The 15,568-nt window shown below is 71.5% G+C and carries 13 protein-coding genes; 2 read left to right on the top strand and 11 right to left on the bottom strand.

Annotated features, from left to right (window positions below; genetic code table 11):
* Nucleotides 1-25 precede the first annotated feature (25 nt).
* A complete protein-coding gene (gene hisS / locus IEZ17_RS18745) occupies nucleotides 26-1,288 on the bottom strand; it encodes a histidine--tRNA ligase (protein WP_189301560.1) in 1,263 nt (420 codons plus the stop codon).
* A gap of 11 nt (nucleotides 1,289-1,299) precedes the next feature.
* A complete protein-coding gene (locus tag IEZ17_RS18750) occupies nucleotides 1,300-2,016 on the bottom strand; it encodes an MBL fold metallo-hydrolase (RefSeq protein WP_189301562.1) in 717 nt (238 codons plus the stop codon).
* 159 nt (nucleotides 2,017-2,175) lie between these two features.
* On the opposite strand from IEZ17_RS18750, the gene IEZ17_RS18755 reads away from it, so the two are divergent.
* Together IEZ17_RS18755 and IEZ17_RS18760 are read left to right on the top strand one after the other, a co-directional pair.
* Nucleotides 2,176-3,009 carry a peptidylprolyl isomerase gene (locus IEZ17_RS18755; protein WP_189301564.1) on the top strand — a complete coding sequence of 278 codons (834 nt, stop codon included), beginning with the start codon at nucleotides 2,176-2,178 and terminating at the stop codon, nucleotides 3,007-3,009.
* A 241-nt stretch (nucleotides 3,010-3,250) separates the two neighbouring features.
* Nucleotides 3,251-4,480 carry a DUF349 domain-containing protein gene (locus IEZ17_RS18760; protein WP_189301566.1) on the top strand — a complete coding sequence of 410 codons (1,230 nt, stop codon included), beginning with the start codon at nucleotides 3,251-3,253 and terminating at the stop codon, nucleotides 4,478-4,480.
* Between the two features lie 70 nt (nucleotides 4,481-4,550).
* On the opposite strand, the gene IEZ17_RS18765 is transcribed toward IEZ17_RS18760, so the two are convergent.
* The 9 genes from IEZ17_RS18765 to ruvB all read right to left on the bottom strand — a co-directional run bounded on the left by IEZ17_RS18765 (nucleotide 4,551) and on the right by ruvB (nucleotide 15,502).
* Complete coding sequence (locus IEZ17_RS18765; protein WP_189301568.1) at nucleotides 4,551-5,693, bottom strand: caspase, EACC1-associated type; 1,143 nt, start codon at nucleotides 5,691-5,693, stop codon at nucleotides 4,551-4,553.
* Nucleotides 5,677-6,072 carry an effector-associated constant component EACC1 gene (locus tag IEZ17_RS18770; RefSeq protein ID WP_189301570.1) on the bottom strand — a complete coding sequence of 132 codons (396 nt, stop codon included), beginning with the start codon at nucleotides 6,070-6,072 and terminating at the stop codon, nucleotides 5,677-5,679. Before IEZ17_RS18770 ends, IEZ17_RS18765 begins: the two co-directional genes overlap by 17 nt.
* Complete coding sequence (locus IEZ17_RS18775; protein ID WP_189301572.1) at nucleotides 6,065-7,360, bottom strand: serine/threonine-protein kinase; 1,296 nt, start codon at nucleotides 7,358-7,360, stop codon at nucleotides 6,065-6,067. The genes IEZ17_RS18770 and IEZ17_RS18775 overlap by 8 nt, the downstream gene beginning before the upstream one ends.
* A 19-nt stretch (nucleotides 7,361-7,379) precedes the next feature.
* The gene (locus tag IEZ17_RS18780) at nucleotides 7,380-9,947 is read right to left on the bottom strand and encodes a RelA/SpoT family protein (RefSeq protein ID WP_373299864.1); all 2,568 of its coding nucleotides are present in this window, start codon (nucleotides 9,945-9,947) and stop codon (nucleotides 7,380-7,382) included.
* Nucleotides 9,948-10,119: 172 nt separating this feature from the next.
* On the bottom strand, nucleotides 10,120-10,668 hold the full coding sequence (locus tag IEZ17_RS18785; protein WP_189301574.1) for an adenine phosphoribosyltransferase: 549 nt from the start codon (nucleotides 10,666-10,668) through the stop codon (nucleotides 10,120-10,122).
* Nucleotides 10,665-11,777, bottom strand: a complete 1,113-nt coding sequence (secF, locus tag IEZ17_RS18790) for a protein translocase subunit SecF (protein ID WP_189301576.1) — start codon at nucleotides 11,775-11,777, stop codon at nucleotides 10,665-10,667. The genes IEZ17_RS18785 and secF overlap by 4 nt, the downstream gene beginning before the upstream one ends.
* A gap of 1 nt (nucleotide 11,778) precedes the next feature.
* Complete coding sequence (gene secD, locus IEZ17_RS18795) at nucleotides 11,779-13,536, bottom strand: protein translocase subunit SecD (protein WP_189301578.1); 1,758 nt, start codon at nucleotides 13,534-13,536, stop codon at nucleotides 11,779-11,781.
* 152 nt (nucleotides 13,537-13,688) lie between these two features.
* Complete coding sequence (gene yajC, locus IEZ17_RS18800; RefSeq protein WP_189301580.1) at nucleotides 13,689-14,249, bottom strand: preprotein translocase subunit YajC; 561 nt, start codon at nucleotides 14,247-14,249, stop codon at nucleotides 13,689-13,691.
* Between the two features lie 161 nt (nucleotides 14,250-14,410).
* Complete coding sequence (gene ruvB, locus IEZ17_RS18805) at nucleotides 14,411-15,502, bottom strand: Holliday junction branch migration DNA helicase RuvB (RefSeq protein ID WP_189301582.1); 1,092 nt, start codon at nucleotides 15,500-15,502, stop codon at nucleotides 14,411-14,413.
* Between the last annotated feature and the right edge of the window lie 66 nt (nucleotides 15,503-15,568).

A 15,568-nucleotide genomic window follows, 5' to 3' on the forward strand; every position in this document is an offset into this window, starting at 1 on the left:
CCTCGGAGTCGTCTCGCCGACGCGGTCAGCCCAGCGCGCGCCGGACCTCGTCGACCACCGCGTCCAGCGCGACCGGGGTCTGCTCGCCGCTCTCCAGGTTCTTGAGCTGGACGACGCCCTCCGCCAGGTCCCGCTCGCCGGCCACCAGCGCCAGCCGCGCGCCGGAGCGGTTGGCGGACTTCATGGCGTTCTTCAGGCCCTTGCCGCCGTACGCGAAGTCGGTCGCGACCCCGGCCCGGCGCAGCTCGGTGACCGCGCGGAAGAGCACCCGGCGGGCCTCCTCGCCGAGCGGCACGGCGTACACCGCGGTGGCGGCCGGGATGTCGAGGGTGATGCCCTCCGCCTCCAGCGCCAGCACCGTGCGGTCGACGCCCAGCGCCCAGCCGACGGACGGCAGCGCGGGGCCGCCGATCATCTCGGACAGGCCGTCGTAGCGACCGCCGCCGCCCACCGCGGACTGCGAGCCGAGGCCGTCGTGGACGAACTCGAAGGTGGTGCGGGTGTAGTAGTCCAGCCCGCGGACCAGCTTCTCGTCGTCCTCGAAGGCCACGCCCGCCGCGGTCAGCAGCTCGCGGACCTGCTCGTGGTACGCCTTGCACGCCTCGCAGAGGTAGTCGCGGAGCATGGGCGCCCCGGCGAGCTGCTTCTGGACCGCCTCGCGCTTGTCGTCCAGGACGCGCAGCGGGTTGATGTCGACCCGGCGGCGGGTGTCCTCGTCCAGGTCCAGCCCGCGGAGGAAGTCCTGGAGCGCGGCGCGGTATACGGGGCGGCACTCCTTGTCGCCGAGGGAGTTGAGCAGGATGCGGAAGTTCCGCAGGCCCAGCGCACGGTAGGACTGGTCGGCCAGGATGATCAGCTCGGCGTCCAGCGCCGGGTCCTCCGCGCCGATCGCCTCGGCGCCGACCTGCGAGAAGTGGCGGTAGCGGCCCTTCTGCGGACGCTCGTAGCGGTAGTACGAGCCGGAGTACCAGAGCTTGACGGGGAGGTTGCCCGCCTTGTGGAGGTTGGCCTCCAGCGCCGCGCGCAGCACCGACGCGGTGCCCTCGGGGCGCAGCGCGAGCTGGTCGCCGCCCTTGGTCTCGAAGGCGTACATCTCCTTGGTGACGATGTCGGTGGACTCACCGACACCGCGCGCGAACAGCTCGACGTTCTCGAAGCCGGGCGTCTCGATGTAGCCGTACCCGGAGTTCTTCAGCGGCGCGGCGATCGCCTCGCGCACCGCGAGATACGTCGCGGAATTCGGCGGGATCAGGTCGTAGGTGCCCTTGGGTGCCTGAAAGGTGCTCACGGAAGGTCTCGTCACATTCCTCGTCGCGGAGCGGCGGTCGGGGTGCCGTCTCCGAGGCCGGCGGCCACCTGCCTCAGGAAGGGGTTGGTGGTGCGCTCGCGGCCGATGGTGGTCTGGGGGCCGTGGCCGGAGAGGACCACGGTCGAGTCGTCCAGCGGGAGGCATACGCGCTCCAGCGACCGGAGGATCTCGGCGTGGTCGCCGCCCGGCAGATCGGTGCGTCCGATGGAGCCGGCGAAGAGCAGGTCGCCCGAGAAGAAGACCGGCGGAACGTCCGCCTGCTCGGGCATCCGGAACGTCACCGACCCCTTGGTATGGCCCGGGGCGTGCGCGACGGAGAACTCCATCCCGGCGAGCTCCAGGGCGGCGCCGTCGGTCAGTTCCTTGACGTCGTCCGGCTCCCCCACGGTCAGCTCGCCCATGAGCTGCTGCCCGATGGAGCGGCCCAGGGCCTTCTCCGGGTCGCTCATCATGTAGCGGTCCGCGGGGTGGATCCAGGCGGGGACGTCGTGCGCGCCGCACACCGGGACGACCGAGGCGACATGGTCGATGTGCCCGTGGGTGAGGACGACCGCGACGGGCTTGAGCCGATGCTTCCTGACCGCGTCCTCGACTCCCTGGGCCGCTTGGTGGCCCGGGTCGATGATCACGCACTCCTCGCCCGCGGCGGGGGCGACCAAGTAGCAGTTGGTCCCCCAGGCCCCGGCGGGGAACCCGGCAATCAGCACGTTCGTCCTTAAAGATCGGTGGGACCGGTCCGCGGGACCGCGCCCGGAACATCCCGGCAGCTCCAGAGCCTACCGGCGGGACTCCCGGCAGGGCGAACCCGTATACGGTACGGCCACGGCAGACGGCAGCGATCGATGCTCAGGAGAAGGAGACGACCGGTGGCCAGCAGCGATCAGCGGCGGCGGCAGCTCGCCCGGCAGAAGTACGCGCGCCAGCAGGAGCGCCGGGCCGCGAACCGTCTCAAGTCCAAGCGCCGCAACGTGATCATCGCGTCCTCCCTGGCCGTCGTGCTCGCCGCGGGCGTCACCGCCTACGCCTCGGTGTCGCTGACCGGCGGCGGGCGCCAGGGGGCCCACGACGACGCGGCGTCCCAGGCGCCCTCCACGGCCGCCGATCCGTGCGGCAAGCCCGCGAAGGGCGCGCCGTCGGCGAAGACCTGGCCCAAGGAGCCGGCGTTGGCCATCGACACCTCGGCGTCGTACACCGCGAAGCTGGCCACGACCTGCGGGCAGATCACGTTCACGCTGGACGCCGGCACGGCGCCGCACACGGTCAACTCCTTCGCCTTCCTGGCCGGCCAGGGCTACTTCGACCACAGCCGGTGCCACCGCCTGGTCGACTCGCAGATCTACGTCCTCCAGTGCGGCGACCCGAAGGGCACCGGCGAGGGGACGCCCGGCTACACCCTCCCGGACGAGAACCTCAAGGACCCCCGGATCAAGGGCGGTGTCTATCCGGCGGGCACGGTCGCGATGGCCAACCGCTACGACGGCAAGGACGACAAGACCCGTAATTCCGGCGGCAGTCAGTTCTTCCTCGTCTATCAGGACAGCCAGCTGCCCCCGAACTACACGCCGTTCGGGAAGATCACCGGCGGTATGGACGTCCTGAAGAAGATCGCCGCCGCCGGTTCGCGACCCGATCCGGCGAACGGCAACACCGCGCCCAACGCCACCGTCGTCATCGACAAGGCGGCGGTCACGAAATCCTGACCGCCGGCCCGAAGGGGGCGGCGCCTCGTGCTCCCCATCTGGAATTTCGGTCGTGCTGGATGCGGACAGCCGACCGCGGGTCGCCTAGATTGGCGTTGTGTAGGGTGCCTGCTCCGACGGCCTGACCACCCTCACCCGCAAGACAGCCCGTCGGACCGGCCAGGGCGCTGCCCGGCCGGACAGAACTGTGGACGATGCCGGGGGGCCGCACGCCCCGTCGGCATCATGTGGAGGAGGCGCTGTGAGCAGCGACCCATGGGGCCGCGTCGATGAGACGGGGACCGTGTACGTGCGTACCGCCGACGGCGAGCAGGTCGTCGGATCGTGGCAGGCGGGAACTCCCGAGGAGGCCCTTGCCTACTTCGAGCGCAAGTATGAGGGCCTGGTCGTCGAGATCGGCCTCCTGGAGCGGCGGGTCAAGACCACCGACCTCTCGGCGAAGGACGCCACGACCGCGATCGACCATCTGCGTCAGCAGGTGGACGAGCACCACGCGGTGGGCGATCTGGAGGCGCTGAGAAAGCGGCTGGACGCGCTCGTCAGCACGGTCGAGTCGCGCCGCGAGGAGCGCAAGGCCCAGAAGGCCAAGCAGAGCGACGAGGCCCGGCAGTCCAAGGAGAAGCTGGTCGTCGAGGCCGAGGAGCTGGCGGCCAGCGAGCAGTGGCGCGCGGCCGGTGAGCGGCTGCGGGCGCTGGTCGACATCTGGAAGGGCCTGCCGCGGCTGGACCGCAAGACCGACGACGAGCTCTGGCACCGCTTCTCGCACGCCCGCTCGGCGTTCTCCAAGCGGCGCAAGGCGCACTTCGCCTCGCTGGACGCGCAGCGCGAGGAGTCCCGCAAGGCCAAGGAGAAGCTGGTCGCCGAGGCCGAGGCGCTGTCCGGCTCGACGGACTGGGGTGCCACCGCCGCCCGCTACCGCGAGCTGATGACGGACTGGAAGGCCGCGGGCCGCGCCCAGCGCGAGCACGAGGACGACCTGTGGAACCGCTTCCGCGGCGCCCAGGACGTCTTCTTCCAGGCGCGGGGTGAGGTCTTCGCGGAGCGGGACGCCGAGCAGCGGGAGAACCTGACCCGCAAGGAGGAGCTGGCCATCGAGGCGGAGAAGCTGCTCCCGGTGACCGACCTGAAGGCGGCGCGGGCCGCGTTCCGGGCGATCAACGAGCGGTGGGAGGCCATCGGCCACGTACCGCGGGACGCCCGTCCGAAGATCGAGGGCCGGATGCACGCCGTCGAGCGCGCCATCCAGGACGCCGAGGAAGCCGAGTGGCGGCGTACGAACCCCGAGGCGCGGGCGCGTGCCGCGGGGCTGACGGGCCAGTTGCAGGACGCCGTCGACAAGCTTCAGAAGCAGATCGACGCGGCGCGGGCGGCCGGCAACGACGCCAAGGCCGACAAGCTCGGCCGTGAGCTGGAGGGCCGCAAGGCGCTGCTGGACCAGGCGCTCAAGGGCCTGGAGGAGTTCGGCGGCTGAGGCCGTCCCCCTCTCGTCCGCGACGGCCCGCCGGGGATTCCCGGCGGGCCGTCCGCTTGCCGTGCCCGGCTCACAGCCGGCTGCGCTGCGCCGTCTCCGCCAGGTCGAGGGCGTGCTTGAGCACCTCGCACGCCTGGATGTGGTTGCCGGACTCCTGGAGCAGATCGGCCAGCCGTCGGCAGACCAGCAGGGCTTCCGGCCCGTAGACCTGGTGGGCCTGCTGGAACGCCTGCTCCAGGACCTCGATGGCCTCCTTGGTCTGGCCGGTTTCGGCGAGGAGTTCGGAGAGCTCCAGCTGGACGGCGAGGAGACCGCCCTTGCTGTCGGGGCCACGCTCGCGCAGGGCCAGCCGCAACACCGGCAGCGCGTCCCGGCTGTGCCCGGTCGCCCGCAGCATGCGCGCCAGGCTGAGGCCGGACGCGACCATGGCGGCCCGGACCTCCGCGTCGAGGACCGGGCCGGCGGGGGCGCGGCGCTGCGCCAGCGCGCGGTTGCGGGCCAGCGGCAGCCGGCCGACGGCGTTCTCCTGGGAACGCTGCGGCAGCGGGCGGTTCTTGGCGCGCAGGCGTTCTTCGAGGGCGCGGTAGAGGGTGTCCAGGTCGATCAGCTCGGGCCCGTCGGTGATCCCGCGCCGCAGGATGCCGAGCAGTTCGCCGGTGAAGGCGGTGTGGCGCTCGCCGTCCGGGGCCAGCGCGACCCGGTCGCGCGGTGAGGCGGTCAGCACGTAGGCGCCGTCCACCGCGGCCTGGGCGGCCAGGACCTCGCTGCGCCCGGCGAGCGTACGGGCGGCCCGGCCGCTGAAGCAGCAGTCCAGGACGACGACCTTGCGGCGGGCCCGGGCGGCGCGGATGGCGCCTCGCAGGTGCTGGTAGGCGACCGCGGTGTAGCCGACGCTCTCCCGGGAGCCGACCAGGCTCAGGTAGAGGTCGGCCGACTCCGCGTCCCGCATGCCGTGGCCCGCGTAATAGATGACCAGGGTGTCGGTGGCCTGCTCGCCGGCGCGGTGGACGGGGTCGAGCATCGCGGCGGCGCTCGGCGGGTCGAGCACCACCTCGCAGTGCGGCGCGGGCAGCCCCCAGACCGTGGCGTCGGCGAGCGTCCCGGCCAGGTCCTGGAGGTTGGCCTCGACGGCCGGGAGCCCGTCGAGGTGGTGGTAGGAGGCGGTGCCGAGGAGGACCGCCCGGGACGCGGCCGGATCAGGCAGTGCCGCCATCGCCCCCGGGCTCCTGCGGTCGGTCCAGCAGCGCGGCGATCCGGTCGAGGGTCTCGGGGTCGCGGGCCGCCCCGGGCGGGATGCGGACCTCGATCTCCCCGACGCGCAGGGTCAGTTCGGGGGTGCGGCGGCGGGCGTCGCGCCACTGGAGGACGGACACCGCGAGCGAACCGCCCGATACGGCCGTACCGACGGCCAGCTGGAGCAGGTCGAAGCCCAGCCCCATCTCGCCGGGTTGCGGCCCTCGGGAGGCGGCGAGTCTGCCGCGCACCTGGCGGTGCAGCCCCTCGTCCTCGTGCAACCACTCCAGCAGGGACCGCAGTTCGTCCTCCGCATCGCCCCCGGGCGCCGGTACCGCCCGTACGACGAGATCAGTCATGCTCGCTCCCCCTCTTCCGCTCCGTGTGTGCATTGACCCGTGAGAACAGTTCCAGCGCCTCCGCGCCGGCGCCCAGCCGCGCCAGGCAGACCGCCTGCCAGTACTGGCTGGTCAGGGTGGTCGGATGGTCCGGCCCCAGCGCCGAGGTGCAGACCTGGGCGACCGCGGTGAGCATCCGCACCGCCTCCTGGAGCTCACCGCGCAGCACCAGGTTGACCGCCTCGCGCTGGCGCGACTGCGCGTTCTGCGCCGTCATGCTGCTGAGGACCAGCCGGCGGGTGGCATCGCTCAGCGTCAGCGGCCGGTTCGCGTCCTGGGTGGCCGTGTCCGGCCGGGGAATCGCCGCCCAGTCGAGGAGTTCGGGGACCGAGGAGTCCTGGGCGGGCGGGCTGTAGACGAACTCCACGGCCTGCTCCCGGACGCAGCGGGCGACCAGGTCCTGGAGCACGCGCTCGCCGTCCGCGTCCAGCAGCGGCACCAGCAGCGACTCGACGGACGCCGCGTCCGGGCGGTCCAGGGGATCCTGCCGGCAGAGCGCGTCCACCAGCCCCGCCAGGCTCTCCGGCAGTCCCCGCCGCTCCTGGCCGGCCAGCTGCGGGACGCCCCGCTCGACCGCCCGCTCCACCAGGACGCCGACGTCGACCGGGTCCGAGCCCAGCGGCGGCGCACCGGTCAGCATCAGATACATGCAGGCCCCCAGCCCGTACAAGTCGGCTGCTGGACCCGGGAGTTGACCGCGGATCAGATCCGGCGCCATGTACTGCGGCGTGCCGAGCAGCGCACCGGCCTGGGTGATCGCCGGCTCCTCGACGAGCCGGGCGAGCCCGAAGTCCTGGAGCACCACCCGGGCGCCGCGGGTGACCGTGACGTTGGTCGGCTTGACGTCGCGGTGCAGGACGCCGGCCTCGTGCGCGGCGGCCAGCGCCCGGCACATCGCCAACCCGATGCGGGCCGCCAGCGCGGGCGGGAGCGGGCCGTGCGCCTCCACCAGCGCCGCCAGCCCCAACCCGTCCAGCAGCTCCATGACGAGGTACGGCGTGCCTTCGTGCACCCCGCTGTCGTAGACGTGCACCACCCCGGGGTGGCTGATCCGGGCCTGCGCCTGCGCCTCGCGCCGGAAGCGCGTCAGGGCCGTCGGGTCCGCGCCCAGACCGCCCGCGGCCAGCAGTTGCTTGACCGCGACCCGGCGGGCGAGCGCGGTGTCCACCGCCTCGTGGACGGCGCCCATCCCGCCGCGGCCGATCAGCCGGACGAGCCGGTAGCGCCCGCCGAGCAGGTCCTCCCCCATCGTGTCCCCCGCCGCTCTCTCAGGGCCTGCGTGCCGAGGTCACCCGGTAGACGTCGTAGACGCCCTCAACTCCCCTGACGGCCTTGAGGACATGGCCCAGATGCTTGGGGTCGCCCATCTCGAAGGTGAACCGGGAGGTGGCGACCCGGTCGCGGGAGGTCTGGACCGCCGCGGACAGGATGTTGACGTGCTGGTCGGACAGCACCCTGGTGACGTCCGACAGCAGCCGGGAGCGGTCCAGCGCCTCGACCTGGATGGCGACCAGGAAGACCGAGGACTGGGTGGGCGCCCACTCGACGTCCAGGATCCGCTCGGGCTGCTTGGAGAGCGAGTCGACGTTGACGCAGTCGGCGCGGTGCACCGATACGCCGCTGCCGCGGGTGACGAACCCGATGATGGGGTCGCCCGGCACCGGCGTACAGCAGCGGGCCAGCTTGACCCACACATCGTCGACGCCCTTGACGACGACGCCCGGATCGGCGCTGGACCGGCGCTTGGAGCGCGGCCGGATCGGCGTCGACTCGGCGATGTCCTCGGTGGCCTCGTCCTGCCCACCGAGCGCCTGCACCAGCTTCTGGACGACGCTCTGCGCGGCGACATGGCCCTCGCCGATGGCGGCGTAGAGCGAGGAGATGTCCGGGTAGCGCATCTCGTGCGCGAGGGTGACGAGGGAGTCGCCGGTCAGGATCCGCTGGATGGGCAGGTTCTGCTTGCGCATGGCGCGCGCGATGGCGTCCTTGCCCTGCTCGATGGCCTCGTCGCGGCGCTCCTTGGAGAACCACGCGCGGATCTTGTTGCGGGCCCGCGGGGACTTGACGAAGCTGAGCCAGTCGCGGGACGGCCCCGCACCGGCCGCCTTGGAGGTGAAGACCTCCACCAAGTCGCCGTTGTCCAGGGTCGATTCGAGCGGTACCAGCCGTCCGTTGACCCGTGCTCCTATCGTGCGGTGGCCGACCTCGGTGTGCACCGCGTACGCGAAGTCGACCGGGGTGGCACCGGCCGGCAGCGCTATCACATCGCCCTTGGGCGTGAAGACGAAGACCTCGTTGCGCGAGAGGTCGAAGCGCAGCGACTCCAGGAACTCGCCCGGGTCCTCGGTCTCCTTCTGCCAGTCCAGCAACTGCCGCAGCCAGGCCATGTCGTTGACGGTGTCCTGGCCGGCGCCCTTGCCGGTGCCCTTGGGCACGTCCGTACGCACCTTGGAGGCCCCGGCGACCGCCTCCTGCTTGTACTTCCAGTGCGCGGCGATGCCGTACTCGGCGCGGCGGTGCATGTCGAAGGTGCGGATCTGGAGTTCAACGGGCTTGCCGTTGGGGCCGATCACCGTCGTGTGCAGCGACTGGTACATGTTGAACTTGGGCATCGCGATGTAGTCCTTGAACCGGCCGGGGACCGGATTCCATCGCGCGTGGATGGTGCCGAGGGCCGCGTAGCAGTCCCGGACCGTGTCGACGAGGACGCGGATGCCGACCAGGTCGTAGATCTCGGCGAAGTCGCGCCCGCGCACGATCATCTTCTGGTAGACGCTGTAGTAGTGCTTCGGGCGGCCGGTGACGGTGGCCTTGATGCGGGCGGCGCGGAGGTCGGCCTGGACCTCGTCGGTCACTATCGCCAGGTACTCGTCCCGTTTGGGGGCGCGCTCGGCGACCAGCCGCACGATCTCGTCGTACATCTTGGGGTAGAGGATCGCGAACGCGAGGTCCTCCAGCTCCCACTTGATGGTGTTCATGCCCAGCCGGTGCGCCAGCGGGGCGTAGATCTCCAGCGTCTCGCGGGCCTTCTTCTCCTGCTTCTCCCGCTTGAGGTAGCGCATGGTGCGCATGTTGTGCAGCCGGTCGGCGAGCTTGATGACCAGCACCCGCGGGTCCTTGGCCATCGCGACGACCATCTTGCGGACCGTCTCGGCCTGCGCGGCTTCGCCGAACTTGACCTTGTCCAGCTTGGTGACGCCGTCGACGAGCAGCGCGACCTGGTCGCCGAAGTCCCGGCGCAGGGTGTCGAGTCCGTACTCGGTGTCCTCGACGGTGTCGTGCAGCAGCCCCGCCATCAGCGTCGCCGGGTCCATGCCCAGCTCGGCGAGGATGGTGGTGACCGCGAGCGGGTGGGTGATGTACGGGTCGCCGCTCTTGCGCTTCTGGCCGCGGTGCCAGCGCTCGGCGACCTGGTAGGCGCGCTCGACCTGGCGCAGCGTGGCGGTCTCGATCTTGGGGTCGTTGCCCCGTACGGCACGCAGCAGCGGTTCGAGGACCGGGTTGTACGGGCTGGAGCGCTGGACGCCCAGACGGGCCAGGCGGGCCCGGACGCGGTTGGGCGAGCCGGAGCGGCCCGGGGAGACGGGCGGCAGCGGCTTACCGCCGGCCGGCGGCTGCGTCGCGGTGGCCGGGCGGGGCCGGTCGGCGGGAGCCTGGGGCGCGGCGGGCCGGTCGGCGGGCGGCCGGGGCTTGGCGGTGCCGTCGGCCGCGCTCTGCCGCTCGGGCTTCGGCGCGTCGGAGGAAGCCGCGGTCTCCGGCTTCGGCTCGTCCGGGCGCACGGCAGGGGTTCCCGCCGGACGGATTCCGGGGGAGAGCGGCTGGGCCTCGTCTGGCAAGAGCACTCCTCATGCGGGTACGGACCCCAGGACCTCGAAGCGGCCGGGGTGCCATGGTATCGAGCCCATGGCCACGGCCGCCGCGCGGCCATGGCTCCGTACATGACACAGCGGCAGGGGCACCCGGAATGTTCCGGATGCCCCTGCCGCTCGTACCGTGCCCAGGACCGGCTCAGATCGTGATCAGCGCCTCCAGCGGAGCGCCCTTCAGGCCCGGCTCCAGCCGCTGCCGCCCGGCCAGGAAGCCCAGCTCCAGCAGCACCGCCAGACCCGCGACCTCGGCACCCGCACGCCGGATGAGCTGCATCGACGCGTCCGCGGTACCACCGGTGGCGAGGACGTCGTCGATCACCAGCACCCGGTCGCCGGGCGCCAGCGCATCGGCATGGATCTCGATCTCGGCGGTGCCGTACTCCAGCTCGTACGCCTGGCCGAGCGTCGTGCCGGGCAGCTTGCCCGCCTTGCGCACCGGTACGAAACCGATACCGGCGGAGACCGCGACCGGGGCGGCGAGGATGAAGCCGCGGGCCTCCAGGCCGACGACCTTGTCCGCGCGGTACCGCTCGCACAGGTCGACAAAGGCGCTGGTCAGCGCGGTGAACGCGGAGGGGTCGGCAAGCAGCGGGGTGATGTCCTTGAACATCACGCCGGGCTTCGGATAGTCCGGGACGTCCGAGATCCGGCTCAGCAGGAGCTCGCGCAGCTCCGGAGAGGCGGTCATCGGCGCTTCCCCGACGGACGGCCGCGTCCGCGGCTGCGGGACGCGGGCTGCTGGCGCGGCCCGACGACCGCGGCGTCCTCGCCCTCGTCGTCCGCCGGGGCGGCGTCCGGCTGCCCGTCCTCGCGAGCGTCCTTGGCCTCCGCCGCGGCGCGCTTGGCGAGGACCCGCTTGGCGAGCGCCTGCATCTGCGGCTCACGGCCCTTGAGGTCGGCGACCAGCGGCGTCGCGATGAAGATCGAGGAGTAGGCACCGGCGGCCAGACCCACGAACAGGGCCAGCGAGATGTCGTTGAGCATGCCGGCGCCGAGCACCCCGCCGCCGACGAACAGCAGACCGGCGACCGGGAGCAGCGCCACGACCGTGGTGTTGATCGACCGCACCAGGGTGCCGTTGATGCTGCGGTTGGCGATCTCGCTGTACGTGAAGCGGTTCTGCTTGGTGATGTCCTTGGAGGCTTCCTTCAGGCTGTCGAAGACGACGACCGTGTCGTAGAGGGAGTAACCGAGGATCGTCAGCAGACCGATGACCGTGCCCGGGGTGACCTCGAAGCCGACCAGGGCGTAGACGCCGACCGTGATCGTCAGGTCGTGGATCAGCGCGACCAGCGCGGCCAGCGCCATCCGCCACTCGAAGGCGATGGCCAGGTAGAGCACCACGAGGACCATGAAGATCCCCAGGCCCAGCCATGCCTTGTCGGCGATCTGCTGGCCCCAACTCGGGCCGACCAGCTGGGTGTTGACGTCCTTCACCGGGACGTTGAGGTCCTTGGCGAGCTCTTCCTGGACGGGCAGCGCCTGCTTGGTGTCCAGACCGCTGATCTGGATGCGCAGCGCGCCGCCGCCGAGCTTCTGTGCCGTGGCCTGGTGGCCACTGGCCGCCGACTCGGCCCGGTGCCGGGCCTCCTCCGTCGTCACCGAGGTCTTCGGGGTGGTGAAGACCGCACCGCCGGAGAACTCGATGCCCATGTTCAGACCGCGCACCGCCAGGCCGACGATGGCCGTGATGGTGATGAGGATCGAGATGCCGTACCAGATCTTCCGCTTGCCGATGAAGTCGTAGCCGACCTCACCGCGGTAGAGCCGGGCGCCGATGTTGCCGAGCTTGGACATCTCACGCCTCCTTCGTCTGGGTGGGGGCGGTGCGACGACGGCGCAGCGGCGGCTTGGCGCCCAGGCGCTTGGGATCGAGGCCGGACCAGGAATGTCCCTCGGAGAAGAACTTCCGGCGGGCCAGCAGCGTCATCAGCGGCTTGGTGAAGAGGAAGACCACGACGACGTCGAGCAGGGTGGTCAGGCCGAGCGTGAACGCGAAGCCCTGCACCTTGCCGACGGTGACGATGAACAGCACCGCGGCGGCCAGGAACGACACGAAGTCGGAGACCAGGATGGTCCGGCGGGCCCGCGGCCAGCCGCGCTCGACGGCCGGGCGCAGCGTGCGGCCCTCACGGATCTCGTCCCGGATGCGTTCGAAGTAGACGATGAACGAGTCGGCGGTGATACCGATCGCCACGATGGCGCCGCAGACCGCCGGGAGGTTCAGCGCGAACCCGATGGCCGGACCCAGCAGCGTCATGATCGCGTACGTCAGGATCGCCGAGACGAGCAGGCTCGCCAGCGCCACCAGCGCCAGCCCCCGGTAGTAGGCGACCAGGTAGACGACGACCAGCGCGAGGCCGATGGCACCGGCGACCAGACCGGCGTGCAGCTGCTCGCCGCCGAGCGCCGCGGTGACCGTGGTCTCGTCGTCGATCTTGAAGGACAGCGGCAGCGCACCGTACGAGAGCATGTTGCCCAGGTCCTGCGCCGACTGCTGGGTGAAACCGCCGGAGATCGTGGCGTTGCCGCCGTTGAGCCGCTCGCTGACGCGCGGGTCGGAGACCACCGCACCGTCCAGCACGATCGCGAACTGGTTCTGCGGCGGCGTCTTGGTGGCGAGCTTGCCGGTGATGTCCGCGAACTTCTTGCCGCCGCCGGAGGTGAAGTCCATCTGGACGATCCAGCCCTGGCCCTGCTGGCTGTCGAAGACCGCCTTGGCGTCCTTGACGTCCGTGCCCTCGACGCCGACCGGGCCGAGCACGTACTTCTGCGAACCGTCGTCCTTGCAGGCCACGACCGGGTCGGACGGCTTGGCGTTGGCGGCCTGCTCACCGGCGGTGGCCCGGCTCTGCTTCGTGGAGCAGTCCAGCGCACCGAGCTGCTTCTGGAGGGCCGGCGGGATGTCCGCGCCACCGGGGGCGGGCGGCGTCGGCTGGGCGGAGGGCTTGGTCGACCCGGAGGCGGACGGCGGCGCGGACGGCTTCTTCAGGGCGTCCGTGACGGCGCGGCCCTGGGCCGTGGAGCTCGCACTGGGCGACGGCGAGGCGCTCTTGCCGCTGTCCTTGCCGGTGGCCTGCTCGCCGCTGCCCTTGCCGTTCTTGCCGCTCTGGGAGGGGCTGGGCTTGGGCTCCGGGGTCTTGGTGCCGGCGGTGGTGGTCAGCACCGGCCGGAACGCGAGCTGAGCAGTGGTGCCGACCTGCTGGCGGGCCTGCTTCGCGTCCGTCCCCTTGGGGATGTTCACGATGATGTGGTCGCTGCCCTGCTTCTGGACCTCGGCCTCGGTCACACCGAGACCGTTGACCCGCCGCTCCATGATGCTCACGGCGGTGTTCATGTTGGTCTCGTTGATCGCGTTGGGCTTGCCCGGCTGGTTCTGCGCCGCCAGCGTGAAGCTGGTGCCGCCCGCCAGGTCGATGCCCAGTCGGGGGGTCAGCGTGCCGGTGGAGAACATGCCTCCGACCAGCGCCGCCATCGCGATCAGGACCAGGATCAGGGTGCGCCCTGGATGCCCCTGGTTAGCGGGCGCCCTGCGGCCCTTCTTCGGTGCTGCCACCTTGTCGTTTCTCCCTGTCCAACCCCTCGGCCTGGGATGTCTGCCGAGCGGCCACGAAGTCTTGTGGGGACCTGCCCCCCGCCGGAGCCTAGACCGTCGGGGAACCGCGGTGCCGCCGATCGGGGGGCGTGCCGCGGTTCCCGGAGAACGGACTACTTCGCGTCGGCGCCGCCGGCCTTCTTGTCTTCCTTGGCGGTGTCGGCCTCGGCCTTGGCGGGCTCCTCGGCCTTGGCGGCCTTGTCGGCCTTGTCCGCCGTGTCCTCGTCGGCCTTCGCGGCCTCGTCGGCGGCGGGCTTGGCCTCGGCCTCGGTCTTGCCCAGGTCGATCTTCTCGGCCTTGTCACCCTTTTCGGTGGCCTCATCGGCACCGGCACCGGTCAGCGACGAGACGTCGTCCGGCACGACCGGCTGCCCGTCTCCGACGATCGGGTCGGCACCGTCCAGAATGCGGTTGTACTCCTCATCCGCGAGCACCGCGCCGATGGCGTTCTTGGCATAGATGGCGTGCACGCCGGGGGCGACCTCCAGGAGGACGGTTTCCTCGTGGATTTCCTTGACGGTGGCGTACATGCCGCCGATCGTCCGGACGCCGGTGCCGGGCTGCATTTCATCGCGCATCTGCTGGGCCGCCTGCTGCTTCTTCTTGGCGGACCGCGTCATCAGGAACATGGCCCCGATGAGGACGATGAACGGGAGGAGAGTCACGATACTCACGGGACGGAAATCCTTCGCACGACCGCTGCTCCGCGGTCTCATATACGGGGGTGGATACACCGCCCATACGGACGGCATCGGCGGAGTCTAAGCGAGTCTCCACCAGTGGAACAACGCCCAGCATCGCACCGCAGTTCCTCACCGGGCGAGTCTCCGCGCCGTCATGCCCCGAACAAGCCCTGCTGCCCGCTTCCGCCCGCCTGCTGCTGCGGCGGGACCAGCCCCATGTGCGTCCAGGCCGCCGGGGTCGCGATCCGGCCACGCGGCGTACGGGCCAGCAGCCCCTCCCGTACGAGGAACGGCTCGGCGACCTCCTCGACCGTCTCACGCTCCTCCCCCACCGCGACCGCCAGGGTGGACAGTCCCACCGGGCCGCCGCCGAACAGCTTGAGCAGGGCGGTGAGCACCGCGCGGTCGAGCCGGTCCAGGCCGCGGCCGTCGACCTCGTAGACCCCCAGGGCCTGCGAGGCGACCTCGCGGGTGATCACTCCGTCCGCCTTGACCTGGGCGTAGTCGCGCACCCGGCGCAGCAGGCGGTTGGCGATCCGGGGCGTGCCCCGGGAGCGGCCGGCGATCTCGGCGGCCCCCTCGGTCTCTATGACGACGTCGAGCAGACCGGCGGATCGGTGGATGACGCGCTGGAGCTCGGCGGGGGCGTAGAACTCCATGTGGCCGGTGAAACCGAAGCGGTCGCGCAGCGGCGGCGGCAACAGGCCGGCCCGGGTCGTGGCCCCGACGAGCGTGAACGGCGGGAGCTCCAGGGGAATGGCGGTGGCGCCCGGGCCCTTGCCCACGATCACATCGACCCGGAAGTCCTCCATGGCCATGTAGAGCATTTCCTCGGCGGGCCGGGACATCCGGTGGATCTCGTCGAGGAAGAGGACCTCGCCCTCCTGGAGCGAGGAGAGGATCGCCGCGAGGTCGCCGGCGTGCTGGATGGCCGGACCGGACGTGATCCGGATCGGGGCGCCCATCTCGGCCGCGATGATCATCGAGAGGGTCGTCTTGCCCAGCCCGGGAGCCCCGGAGAGCAGCACGTGGTCGGCGGTGGCGCCCCGGGCGCGGGCCGCCTTCAGCACCAGGTCGAGCTGTTCGCGGACCCGCTCCTGGCCGACGAATTCCTCCAGGTCCTTGGGCCGGAGCGCGGCCTCGACGGCGGTGTCCTCACCATCGGCGTCGGCCGCCACCAACCGGTCGGCCGCGGCGCCGGCGGCGTCCTCGGCGGTGGGCGGTGCGGTGTCGTCCCAGTTCACTGCGGATTGCCTCGCGGGGTCGGGGCGGCCGGGCCGCCTGCGTGGTCGTACGGTCGGGGGCGCGTG

It is taken from the genome of Streptomyces albospinus (assembly GCF_014648695.1).
GTDB lineage: Bacteria > Actinomycetota > Actinomycetes > Streptomycetales > Streptomycetaceae > Streptomyces > Streptomyces albospinus.